Raw genomic sequence first — 12,592 nt, 5'->3', positions numbered from 1 at the left:
TGACGAGGAGGCGCGACACGCTGGGCGGGGAGGCTGCGCCACCTCTGGATGTCATGATCGGGTCATGAGTATTTCCAGATTCAGTGCCCCCATCCACCGGTCGGTCGTGCGGCTGGCCGCGATGGCGGCAGTAGGGCTGGCCGTTGCGCTGGCAGTCGGGAATATCGGTTCCTGGGCCTACGCCCCGGCCTTAGGCTGGGCGGCCGCGTCGTTGACCTACCTGATCTGGGTATGGTCGGTGGTCGGGCGCCTGGACGCTACGGGCACGGCCGCCCATGCCCGGGCCCGCGGGGAGGATCCGGGACGGCTCGTCTCCGACGTTCTGATCCTGGCGGCCGTGGCAGGGAGTTTCGGCGGGGTGGTCCTGATCCTGCTGGAAGCAGGTTCGGCCCAAGGCGGGCTGAAGGCGGCCCTCATTGCCCTGGCCCTGGGCAGCGTCACGCTGTCCTGGCTTCTGGTCCAGACACTCTTCACCCTCCGCTATGCCACAATCTATTACCGGGAGAGCGAGGGGGTGGACTTTAACGAAAAGAAGCCGCCCCGCTACGCCGACTTCGCCTACCTCTCCTTCACCATCGGCATGACTTTCCAAGTCTCGGATACCAACCTGACAACCGACACCATCCGATATACCGCCCTCCGTCAGGCACTGCTGTCCTACGTCCTGGGCGCCATCGTCCTGGCCACGGTCATCAACCTGGTCTCCGGACTCGTCCACTAGCCGGCTCTGGATGCTCCCTCAAACCAAAACGGCCAGCCCGTCGGCGTCGCTAGGCCGACGATGACAACAAGGTTGCCGTGCCCGTCGACGTAGTCCCTCGGTTGCTGGACAAACCGGGCAGTTACATCCAGCATTCGGCCTGGGGGATACCTTCACCTTCAGCCGCCACTCTGAACTGCGAAAAGACCGCATTCCCCGCCAACAGTGACAGCCAGGCGACCCATAGTCTGCTTCGCTGACCGAACGAAGCGATGCCCGCGCGGCTAAAGTTGTTGTGGCCCTATTGGGCGGCGGCACCGGTTAGAGGATGCGTTCGGTGATACGGTCGGCGACGCGTAGGGCGTTGGCGATAATGGTCAACGTCGGGTTCACCGCGCCGATGGAAGGCATGAAACTGCCGTCGACGACGTAGAGGTTGTCCAGGTCGAATGCCCTGCAGTCCAGATCCAGGGCTGCTTCTGTCGGATCGGTTCCAAATCGGACGGTTCCTGCCTGATGCGCGGTGGCTGCTACGTCCATGTCCTTGTGCGGGTAGATGCTGCGCGCAAAGGTGGTCGAGCGGGCATCGAGTCTGTTCAGAACGTCGTCGAACGTTTTCCGCAGCCGTTTGATGCCCTCGGTATTGTTCCCGGGCTGGAGCGCCAGTTGGATGGAGCCGTCGGCGCGCAGAGTCACCCGGCTCTCCGGCAAGGGAAGGTCTTCCCCGGCCAGCCAGAAGTCCATCGCGTGCGACGCGACCGCCCCGAAGACGGAGGACGGCCCGAGCCCGAACGGCCTCGGCGCTTCGGCTTTGATCTGCCAGTCGTCGGATTTTCCCAGCATCTGGATGTTCCCCATCGGGTAGTCCCAGTGGGCACTGGGACCGTAAAAGTCGTTCAGGGCCAGTGTTTTCTGGAACACCGTGGGGTTGGGGTCCCTGGACACGGCCATCAACCCGACGTTGTTGTGCCGCATGTAGTGCCGGCCGACGACATCGGAGCTGTTCCCCAGCCCGCGGGGGTGGCGGTCGCTGGCTGACTGAAGCAGCAGTACCGAAGAGAGGATCGATCCGGCCGAGAGGACCACGATGTCTCCGCCGAAGGTGCGGGTGCTTCCGTCCTTCATGGTGGCGTGGACCCCCGTGACGGTGCGGCCGGCGTCGTCAGTTGTGAGGCGTTCCACGGTAGCTCCGGTGATCAGCACCAGGTTCGGGTGGGCGGCCAGCGCGGGGCTCACCGCAGCTGTTTCCGCGTCGGCTTTGGCCCCCAGGAGGCAGGGGAAGCCGTCCACCCGGTCGCAGCGGATGCACCCGGACCCCACGGCGGCCGTGCCGTCCGGGTTCTGGTCAAGATTGATGCCCAGGGGCAGGTGGAAGGGGTGGAGCCCGAGTTGTTCGAGCCCGTCGGAGAGTTCCTGAATCCGTGGTTCATGTTTGACGGGCGGGTGCGCGTAGTCACGGCTGGATGGTCCGGCGAAGGGGTCCTCGCCGTGGCGCCCGTGGACCATGTACTGGTGTTCAGCCTGGACATAGTACGGTTCCATGTCCGCGTAACTGAGCGGCCATGCCGGGGAAATACCGCCGTGGTGGCGGATCTGTCCGAAGTCCGCCGGGGTAAGCCGGAAGAGTGCCGCGCCGTAGACCTTTGAGTTGCCGCCCACGAAGTAGTGCAGCCCGGGATGGAACGGTTTACCGGTCCGGTCATAGAACGTCTCGGCTGCTGTGTAACGGCCCTTTCCGAACACTTCGCGGGAGTCCCAGTTGGCCCGCTCGCGTTTGAGGTAGTCCCCGCGTTCCAGAAGCAGGATCCGCTTGCCGGTCCTGGCGAGCCTGCCGGCCAGGGTACCGCCGCCCGGCCCGCTGCCGATGACGACGACGTCGTACCGGTCCCCCGCGTCAGTGGAGGGCTCGTTCACAGCCCGACGCTCCCCTGCATGATGCCGCCGTCGATGAACACCGACGTCGATGTCAGATACGCGGCGGTGTCGGAGGCCAGCATAACGGCCATGCGGGCGATCTCTTCCGGCTTCGCCATGCGCCCGAGCGGGATGGCGCCGTCCAGGGACTTGAGCTTCCCGGGATCGGCCATGGTGGAGGCATTGATGGGGGTCTCCACCGCGCCGGGGCAGAGGTTGAGGACCCGGATGCCGTGGTGGCCCAGTTCGACACCTGCCGTGCGGGTGAGCATCCGCATCCCGCCTTTTGCGACACAGTAAGCGGTGTTGCCCGGCATCGGCCAGTCCTCGTGTACGGAGGAAATATTCAGAATCACCCCACCTGTGCCCTGGGCGATGAACTGCCTCGCCGCCAGCTGGGTGCCGAAGAACGCGCTCTTGAGATTAATGTCCAACACCTTCTGGTATTGCTCCTCGGAGGTTTCCAGCACGGAGGTGCGGGTTTCGATACCCGCGTTGTTGACCAGGACGTCGAGCCCCCCGAAGGTCTCTACGGCCTTCTGGACCAGCGCCTGCAGACCCGCGACTGTGCTGATGTCAGCCTCCAGCCCGACGGCTTTCCCGCCGGCTGCCTCGATGCGGGCGATCAGGGACGCGGTTTCCTCCGGGTGCGCTACATAGTCGATGACGATGTTGGCACCCGCAGCGGCGGCAGCGAGTACGATCGCCTCACCAATTCCGCTGTTGCCGCCCGTCACGATGACTGTCTTGTCTTTCAGCAGCATGGCTGTGTTCCGTCCTGTTGATTCCCCGGCCGGGGCCGGCGCATTACAGAGTCCCGGTCCGGGCGCGTGCGCCGGGTATGGGCGGCGTAGGGCTTATCCTACCCAGTCCTGCCGGGCGCAAATGAGGTGGGCGACCATGGCGGTCCAGCCGGTCTGGTGCGACGCGCCGAGCCCGGCACCGGTGTCACCGTGAAAGTACTCCGAGAAGGTCGGGTGGATGTCCCAGAGAGGACCCGTACCGAAATCGCGCGGGGTGCCGGGCCTGCGGTTATCTGTGCCCGGTCGGAAAAGTGACACTAAGCGGTCATGGAGGGAGTCGGCGACCGAGGACAGCGGCAGCAGCTGCGATGATCCGGTGGGGAACTCCACCTTGACGTCGGACGCCGGACCCTGGGCCAGGATTTTGAGGGCATCGGCCAGCAACACGTTGATGGGGAACCAGACAGGACCCCGCCAGTTCGAATTCCCGCCGAAGAGTGCCGAGTCGGACGCCTCTGGATTGTAGCGGATGCTCATCTGCTGGCCATTGACCTCGGTGCTGAACGGGACCCTGTACGCAGCCGAGAGCGCTCGCAGCCCGTGAGGTGAGAGAAATTCTCCCTCATCGAGCATGAACCGCAAGAGCCGGACGGTCCGTTCCCCGTCAAGGAGGGAAAGGGCCCGAGCCCCTGGGTCCGGGGCGCACCGGGCGCAGCGCCCTGCGGTGTTCCCGGCAGGGGCGTCCGGTCCGGCCGCCGTGGTTGTGGCCGGATCGCCGCCGGCCAGGTGCCCCTGGAGGACGTGAAGTTTCTCGAGGAAGCCGGGCATGCCGGCGAGGGAGCGTTCAGGGATCACGCAGACGGCCAGCAGCGGAAGCAGCCCCACCATGGACCGGATCCTGAGTTGTTCGAATGACCCGTCGGGACGTATCAGCACGTCGTAGAAGAACCCGTCCTCCTCATCCCAGAGCTCGGCGTTCTGACTACCGAAGTTCTTCATGGCCTCGGCGATCGCGTAGAAACGGTCCAGGAACGTGATGGCCATTTCTTCCCACACGGGATCTGTCCGGGCCAGTTCCACCGCGATCCGCATCATGCCCAGGCAGTAAAACGCCATCCAGCTCGTCGCGTCCGACTGCTCGAGCCGGTAGCCCGGCGCCAGGGGCGCGGACCGGTCAAAGAGCCCGATGTTGTCCATCCCGAGAAAACCTCCTTCAAAGAGGTGGTTGCCGTCGGCGTCCTTGCGGTTGATCCACCAGGAAAAATTCAGCAGCAGTTTGGTGAATATCCGGATCAGGAAGTCCGAATCCCGGCGACCGTCGAGCTGATAAACCTGCCACGCGGCCCAGGCCTGGACGGGCGGGTTCACGTCCCCGAGCGCCCATTCATACGCCGGGAGCTGGCCGTTCGGATGCATGGCGTATTCCCGGCAAAGCAACATCAGCTGGTCCTTGGCAAACACCGGGTCAATATGTGCCAGGGGGACGCAATGGAAGGCCAGGTCCCAGGCTGCGAACCACGGGTATTCCCATTCGTCGGGCATGGAGATGACATGGGCCAGTTCCAGGCCCCTCCAGGCAACATTCCGCGGGGATGCTGCGCCGGGCCTGTTCCGGCGCTCGACCGGGGGTACCGGCTGGGCCGGGTCCCCTTCTAGCCATTCCTCCACCGCATAGCGGTACAACTGCTTTCCCCACAACAGTCCGGCGAAGGCGCGGCGCGCAATGTGGGAGTCGACGGCGTCCGTGCCGGAGGGCAGCACGGAGGCATAGAACTCGTCCGCTTCCTCGCGCCGGGTGGCCACGAGTGCATCAAATTCCTGCCCAAAGGCGTTCTCAGGCATCGATCCGGAGCGCAGGCGCAGTTTCACCGAAACGGAACCGCCGCCGGGCACGGCATCAAAGTGATACCAGAGGGCAGTTTTCGTGCCGGTGTTCTCCGGGTTGGTCGCCCCGGCGTCGCGGTGGACGACAGCCTTGTTGATCCCGTCCTTCGGGTACGGGGAGGCATTCGACTGCGTACCAAAGAGCGCCACATCATCCGTCTCGTTATCGCAGAACAGCACCCTGGGCACGACCGGGCCGCCGGGACCGGCCGCGGCTTCCCCTGTCAGGACATACCCACCCATCGTGTGATGCCCGGCCTCCACCCGGACCGGACCGACATTGGGGGAACCAGTGTCTGCGGCGAGTTTCAGAACGGGTTTGCGCCCATCCCGGCCCCACGCCCAGGTATTGGTGAACCACAACTGGGGCAGAAGGTCCAGGGGTGCAGCCTCCGGACCGTGGTTGGTCGCGGTAATAGTAACGAGCACATCATCCGGGGCAGCTTTGGCATGGCAGACGACGACGTCGAAGAAGCGTTCCTCAGCCAGCACCCCGGTATCCGCGAGCTCGAACTCCGGGTCCTGACGGGACCGCCCCGCGTTCTCGCGGACCAGTTGCTCGTATGGAAACGCCTGCTGCGGGTAACGGTAAAGCCACTCACCAAAGGAATGCGAGGGAGTGGCATCCAGTGGCCACCAATATTCCTTGACGTCCTCGCCATGGTTGCCCTGGCCATTGGTGAGTCCAAACAACCGCTCCTTCAGCCGGTCATCACGCCCGTTCCACATAGCGACGGAAAAGTTCAGATACCCGTCAATGTCACAGAAGCCGCCCAGACCGTCCTCACCCCAGCGATATGCCCGGGCATGGGACTGATCAAAGGGAAAATAATTCCAGGCGTCTCCGTCAGCGGAATAATCCTCCCGGACGGTGCCCCACTGCCGGCCAGACAGGTACGGACCCCACAAACGCCAGGGGTTGCCAGCACCGGGACTGCCGGCGAGTCGATCATCTTCAACGCTCATTTCGGTAGTCTGCCACGGCTGGCCACACACCTCCGGACGCGGACGGCAACTTTGCGGCAGAACCGATTGTTCGGACCATGGCTGCGGCCCCACGGTTGTTCCCCGATGACCCGTCAGGGGGAGGGGAATCCGCCGCACGCGGTCACTGTGTCCGCTGGGGCGGTCTGGCCGAGCCTGAACAGTTCGCTTACGCGGCCATTGCCCGCCTGAAGTGTGCTTGATCTTCCTGCAGGCACCTGTTCCTTGAAGCAGGACGGAACGACGGCCGGCATCGCGCGCTACACAGCATAGGCCCGGAAAGCCCTGAAGCAAATGTGCCCGGCAGCCATTTGGTGCCTGAAATAAGTAGGAAACGTGTCTCAGGCACCGACTCCGCGGGTTCAGAAGACCATGCGTCCCGTGTCAACGACAGATCAGGAAGCCGCACCGTTGTCCTCAGGGCTTAGCGGTCGCAAGCTTGGACCGGACCCGCACGGGAGGTGCTTTCGGGTCCTGCGGTTGGGGGATAGCGGTCAGGGCGAACTGGTCGATGACGCCGGGCCGGAAGACCAGGCACTCCGTGGAGCCGCCGAACTGGAAGTAACCCAGCTCGTCGCCCTTATTCACGTGGTGGCCGGGGACGATCTCCGGATCGATGACGCAGGACGAGACCTCGATCATGCCCACGGGGATCACCGCCATGAGACCGATCACGGGGTCGTCGGCCTGGATCAGGATGATCGCCCGGGCCGCGACATGGGCCAAATATGATTGCGAGAGGGTCGGCTCGACGGCGTCGGCCCCCTCGGATTCCGCCTCGGAGAAGTACGTGCCGTCCTTGAGGTACGCCCGCACGATCGTTCCGGCGACGGGAGCGTGCCAGCGGTGATAGTTCAACGCGCTCAGGAACGCCTGGTACACGGTGCCGCCGACAAAGTGATCCACCGACTCGTCTCGGGCGAGCAGGTCCTCCAGTGAGTAGGGCTGGTTCTTGACCCAGAACCGGCTCTGGCGTTGAACGTCGGAACTGATCTTGAAGGGCGTCGATTCGCAGGCGCTGACGATGACCTTGTCGTCTTCGGGTGCGGCGACGGGTCTGGAAGTCGAGGTGAGCCGGCGGGCGAAGAAATCGTTCCACGACGTGAAGCCCCAGTGCTCGGCGAGGGAATCGTGTTGGTAGTCGTCCATCCCGACGATCTGCCGGGCCGTCTCCGACATCCACCCGGACGGCGAGTCGTTTAACACATACAGCGAGTCTTCGCTGGTCAGGAACACGCACCAGGCGTCCAGAACCTTGCGGAACATGGCGACGATCCGCGGGTCGCGGTGGGCCGCGAACCCGGCCTCGGTTCCCATGGTCCAGTCGAGGATCGCCGTCAACGGCGTGGTCACCATGCCGTTGACGCTGAACTCCGGTGCCGTCGTCAGGACCTCGTTGATCAGCCTGAGCATCTGGTTAACGCTCGTGAGGTGCCGTTTGCGGTAGGGCTTGGACTTCGGAACCTGCTCGATCATCTCCGTCATGTAGAGGCGGACGACCGGATCGCGGGCAATCAGTTCCTGGAACTCCACGATCACCGGGTGCAGGGGAACATCTTCGCCCCGCGCCTCCACCCGTTCCCTGTGGCCGGCGATCCATTCCTCGAGGTCGTCGTGGTTCTCGGGCAGCCAGCCACCGAGTCGTAGGACATGGCGGGATGAAGAGTTATTGGTCATAATGCCGAGCCTACGCGCCTCCTGAACGGCGGTTGCGGTTTACAGGGTCGGGGGACTGGTTCTAGTCCCATTGGCTGACGTCGAGTTCCAGGCGGGTGTCGTTGCCGAGCAGGGTCCGGCCGACGTCGGTGACCGGGATGCTTATATGCCACTGGCTGTCGCTGGTGTTTTCGGTTCCCCAGTCGAGCCGGTTTGCTAGTTCTGCCTGATCGGCGATGCGTCCGGGGAGGGTGCTGTTCCATTGCCAGGTAACGGTTCGCGCAGCACCCTCAGCGTTGAGCACGACATCCACGACCAGGGTGTCTTCCCAGTCGCCGATCTGCTCGAGGTGGTCGGCGAAACCCAGGATGCCGCCGGCTTCCTTGAGTGAGAGGACTTTCAGGTCCAATGCGTATCGGCAGACGGGCTGTTCCCGGGGTTGCAGGAAGATCGTCACCAGCGGCACCGGAGACAACGGTGTGGCGAGTTCTTTCGCTTCGGCATTGAGATCCACGGGACAGTAATGATCAGCTGTCTGTTCATGGATTAACACCGGGACCCCGCGCAAGGCCAGACAGACTTCCGCCTGCCAGATGCGGTCTGGCTGGTTTCCGAAGTCCAGCCCGTGCAGACCGACGTCCACCCGTAGGGCGCCGAGAAGAAACCGGCTGAGATTCTGGTAAGCCTCTTCGGAATTGACCAGCCCGTAACGGCCGGAATGGGAGCGGTGTACGTAGGCACGCGCGGACCCGTAGACGTAAGCGTTGCGGATGGCGACAAGACCATCGCTTTGGATGCCCATCAGCGTCGAGGACAAGCCCCGCGCCACGGCGTAATCCCCTGCGTTCGTGCCCACAATGCTCAGCACGCGAGCGGGCTTGAAAGGACCGATCATGCGCCGCGGGTCCCAGTGACCCGTCCGGGGATCAGTCTCACCGGCAGGGTCATGACCGGCCGGCAGCATGTATTCCTGCATGTGGCCGGGGGTGAAGACAGCAGAACCCATGGGTCCGAACGTGTTCATGATCCAGCCGCCGACAGGACCTCCCAGTTGCGGATCGATACCCCCATGAGGAGTGCCGATGGTGCACAACTTCGATACGGTTCCGACGGGATCTTTGAGTTCGCGCTGCAAGGCAGTTCTGCAGATCAGGCCACCCATGGAATGGGCAACCAGGTAAACCAGGGGCTCGCCCTGTGTTTTGGAGCGCACCAAGGCAATGAAATCAGCCAAGCCTGTCGCGGCGTGGCCTATATCGTACGGTTGTGGGTCGGCGCCGAAGGTCCCGGAGTCGGCATCATAGAACCGGTATACCCAGATTGAATCCGGGGCGAGCTCACCCGGAGCGGCGTCGAGCAGGACTTGCTGCTGGCTGCCGGCCAGGGCCAGATTGTAGTTGTGCTCCTTCATTAGCCGCAGGATCGGTCCCTCAAACTGATAGAACCGGGGCTGGCCTGCGGCGCCGACCCGGATGTGGGTCGATCCTTCATTGAAGCCGTAAAACGGATCGTCGACGGCGTCATCGATAGCATTCTGACCACCGGCGAACCCCCGGACATAAATAATTGGAAGTCGCTCACTCATTAGTAGCTCCAGTCCCGCATCATCGCTTATTTTGGCATTGCCGACTTATCCGCACAAGGGACCGATGACTCATCAGAGATGCCCGCGCAGCAGCCATCGAAGAAGGATTAGGGAGCTTCGTCGCGGAGGCCACTGGCGTGGCATTCTGCTGCTGCCGGAACTGGAGGCCCTTATTTTTCTTTGCGTCCGGGCCGTGAAAGTTGGGTGCGGGGTCAGGTTCTCCGGTCCGGCACCACTCGGATGTGAACACTTTCATAAAAGGCGGGCACCGTCAGGGCGCAAGGGGCAGTTTTCGGCATAGTGTCGTTGGTGACCGATTAAGCGCCGGGGTGACCTGGACGAAGAAACGGGGATGTCATGGCGAACAGCAGGGTCAGCCGCGTTGTGGTGATGGTCCAGGAAAACCACACCACAGACAATTACTTCAGGGCCCTGACGCCGTACGGTGCCAACGTCGCACCGGACTGGCCTCTTCAGGTCAACCCGCCCGCGTCGGATCAGCCCCACGACCGGCACGCGTACTACCGCTGGCTAACCGGTCATGGCAAGGCAACCCGGACCCAGTTCGACACTACGACGGCGGTCCCGTTCTACGCCTACCTGGCGCTGACCGGGGCGTTTCTTGAAAACCATTGCAGTGGCTTCGGCACCAACTCCACCCCGAACCATCTGCTGATCGTCGGAGGCCAGTCACCGACGTTACGCAACCCGTCCCGGACCCTGCCTCCGCCGCTGTGGGACATGCCCTCGGTCCCGGGCCTGGCAGCCGACGCGGGAATCGGCTGGGCCTGCTACACCGGCAACAGCAACTACCCGGTCGGATTCTACAAACAACTCGACGGCTCCAGGAACCTGATTCCCAACGCGCACTTCGTCGCGGACGCCGCCGCCGGAAAACTGCCGCCGCTGACCTACCTGTGGCATAACTCTCCCGAAGACGAACACCCAACCGCCGACGTTAATATCGGGATGAACAAGATCTGGGAATCCGTGGACGCCGTGGTCAAGTCCGGCGGCTGGGACGATACGGTGTTCCTGCTCACCTGGGACGACTGGGGAGGCTGGGACGACCACGTCGCTACCCCCAACGTCGAACACACCCCGGACGGGGTGCAACTCGCCTACGGTCCGCGGGTCCCACTTATCATTTTCGGCGGGCCGGTCAAGCCCGGCATCGACAGCCGCTGGTCCAACCACGCCGGCATCCCGAAGACCGTGATGCAGCTCCTCGGGCTTCCAAAACTTGGCGTGGACCGCGTTGACAACGACCCCGGTCTCGCGGACCTGATTGACCCCGCCCTGCACAACCCTGCACCGCCTGCCTACGGGTCGAAAGTTACCCTCCCTGCTCCGCCGCAGCCGGCCCGAAAACCCAACCCGTTGCCGGTACCTCCCGCGCCGGCATCAAGTCCGGTGGCACCGGTGGTCCTGCGTGGCGGCGGCACACTCCCGCCGCCGGACGACGTCCCCTTGGCAACAACGAAGCCCTGAACGATGACCGTCCTACGAACGGAGCACTTTCATGTCTGAACAGAACACCACACCGAACCCCGCCGACGGCAGGGTTCCGTTAGCAGGTTCGGAACGCCCGGCAGCAGCGCGGATCCAGGCAACGCTCGGCCCCGTCGACCCTTCCCGGAGGATCGAGGTGACCGTGATCCTCCGCCGCCAGGAGGCGCTTCCGGAGACGTCCGGTGAACCCATGTCGCGTGAAGACCTGGCTCAACGCCATGGCGCGTCCGCCGAGGACCTTCGGCTTGCCACCGGGACTTTCGCCCGGCTCGGGGCGGAAATTCTCGAGGCAGACCCGGCCTCCCGCCGCATCCGGCTGGCCGGGACGGTCCAAGAGCTGAGCCGGATTTTCGGCACCACCCTTGAAGAAGTGACAAGCAGCGGTCCGCACGGTCACGACGTCACCCACCGGCACCGGACCGGAGGGCTGCAGATCCCGGCGGAGTTGGACGGAATCGTCACGGCCGTCCTGGGCCTTGATGACCGCCCGCAGGCCCGGGCCCAGTTCCATGCGCTCCCGCTGGCCGCTGCCGGCACCAGCTACACCCCGCCGGAACTGGCCAGGATCTACAACTTCCCGGCCGACGCGGACGGCAGCGGCCAAGTCGTGGCCATTATCGAACTTGGTGGCGGCTTCGGTCAGGCGGACCTGGACGCCTATTTCTCAGGCCTCCGGATCCACGGGCCGAAAGTAACGGCTGTGGGTGTCGACGGCGCCGTCAACATGCCCGGACAGGACCCGACCGGTGCAGATGGGGAAGTGCTCCTCGACATCGAAGTGGTCGGCGCTTTGGCACCGAAGGCGGACATTCTCGTCTACTTCGCTCCGAACACTGACGCAGGCTTCCTCGACGCGGTCATCAACGCCTCCCACGCCGCGCCCACACCGGCCTCGATCAGCATCAGCTGGGGGCAGAACGAGGACGCCTGGACCGCCCAGGCACGGACCGCGTTTGATCAGGCCGTGGCCGACGCCACGGCCCTGGGCGTGACCGTCACGGCAGCGGCCGGGGACAACGGCAGCGCTGACGGTGCTACGGACGGCAAAGACCACGCGGATTTTCCGGCCTCCAGCCCGCACGTACTGGCCTGCGGCGGCACCCGCCTTGATGCCGACCCGGCCACCGGAATAATCCGGTCTGAGACCGTCTGGAATGACGGGCCGAAGTCAGCCACGGGTGGCGGCTATAGCGACACGTTCCCCGCCCCGGCCTGGCAGAGCGGCCTGCCCGCCCACGCGAGACACCACAAACCTGCGCCGAAGCCCACACCAGGGAGTCATGGCCGCGGCGTTCCGGACGTCAGCGGCGTCGCCGACCCCCAGACCGGGTACAAAGTCAGGGTTGACGGCAAGGACATGGTCATCGGCGGGACGAGCGCCGTCGCACCCCTCTGGGCAGCACTGATCGCCCTGTTCGCCCAGACGACCGGGCGGCGGTTCGGCCAGATCCAGCCCCTGCTCTACAGCCGGAGCGCCGGGTTCCACGACGTCACCTCCGGAAACAACGGCACCTACCAGGCCGCGCCCGGCTGGGACCCGTGCACCGGCCTCGGCAGCCCCGACGGGGCAGCCCTGCTCGCGGCGATCAAGTCGGGTCTGTAGTCGCGGCCGGC

At 64.4% G+C, this 12,592-nt stretch carries 8 protein-coding genes; 3 read left to right on the top strand and 5 right to left on the bottom strand.

Annotated elements, in window-relative coordinates:
* Nucleotides 1–64 precede the first annotated feature (64 nt).
* The gene (locus tag ABIB14_RS07455; protein ID WP_354235244.1) at nt 65–721 is read left to right on the top strand and encodes a DUF1345 domain-containing protein; all 657 of its coding nucleotides are present in this window, start codon (nt 65–67) and stop codon (nt 719–721) included.
* Between the two features lie 300 nt (nt 722–1,021).
* Here ABIB14_RS07455 and ABIB14_RS07450 read toward each other — a convergent pair whose 3' ends face one another.
* From ABIB14_RS07450 to ABIB14_RS07430, 5 genes are all read right to left on the bottom strand, one after another.
* Nucleotides 1,022–2,614 carry a GMC family oxidoreductase gene (locus tag ABIB14_RS07450; protein ID WP_354235243.1) on the bottom strand — a complete coding sequence of 531 codons (1,593 nt, stop codon included), beginning with the start codon at nt 2,612–2,614 and terminating at the stop codon, nt 1,022–1,024.
* Nucleotides 2,611–3,378, bottom strand: coding sequence for a glucose 1-dehydrogenase (locus ABIB14_RS07445; RefSeq protein ID WP_354235242.1), 768 nt, complete (start codon nt 3,376–3,378; stop codon nt 2,611–2,613). The genes ABIB14_RS07450 and ABIB14_RS07445 overlap by 4 nt, the downstream gene beginning before the upstream one ends.
* Before the next feature lie 93 nt (nt 3,379–3,471).
* Entirely contained in the window at nt 3,472–6,207 is a 2,736-nt protein-coding gene (locus tag ABIB14_RS07440; RefSeq protein WP_354235241.1) for an MGH1-like glycoside hydrolase domain-containing protein, read from the bottom strand.
* A gap of 435 nt (nt 6,208–6,642) precedes the next feature.
* Entirely contained in the window at nt 6,643–7,902 is a 1,260-nt protein-coding gene (locus tag ABIB14_RS07435) for a phosphatidylserine decarboxylase family protein (RefSeq protein ID WP_354235240.1), read from the bottom strand.
* Between the two features lie 61 nt (nt 7,903–7,963).
* Nucleotides 7,964–9,466, bottom strand: a complete 1,503-nt coding sequence (locus ABIB14_RS07430) for a hypothetical protein (RefSeq protein ID WP_354235239.1) — start codon at nt 9,464–9,466, stop codon at nt 7,964–7,966.
* Nucleotides 9,467–9,823: 357 nt separating this feature from the next.
* Between ABIB14_RS07430 and ABIB14_RS07425 the strand changes: the two genes are divergently transcribed.
* Both ABIB14_RS07425 and ABIB14_RS07420 read left to right on the top strand, forming a co-directional pair.
* A complete protein-coding gene (locus tag ABIB14_RS07425; RefSeq protein ID WP_354235238.1) occupies nt 9,824–10,957 on the top strand; it encodes an alkaline phosphatase family protein in 1,134 nt (377 codons plus the stop codon).
* Nucleotides 10,958–10,988: 31 nt separating this feature from the next.
* Nucleotides 10,989–12,581, top strand: coding sequence for a S53 family peptidase (locus ABIB14_RS07420; protein ID WP_354235237.1), 1,593 nt, complete (start codon nt 10,989–10,991; stop codon nt 12,579–12,581).
* Nucleotides 12,582–12,592: the final 11 nt, after the last annotated feature.

The sequence above is a fragment of the Arthrobacter sp. UYEF3 genome, from assembly GCF_040546245.1.
Classification (GTDB): domain Bacteria; phylum Actinomycetota; class Actinomycetes; order Actinomycetales; family Micrococcaceae; genus Arthrobacter.
This window is presented reverse-complemented; position numbering and strand designations above follow the sequence as displayed.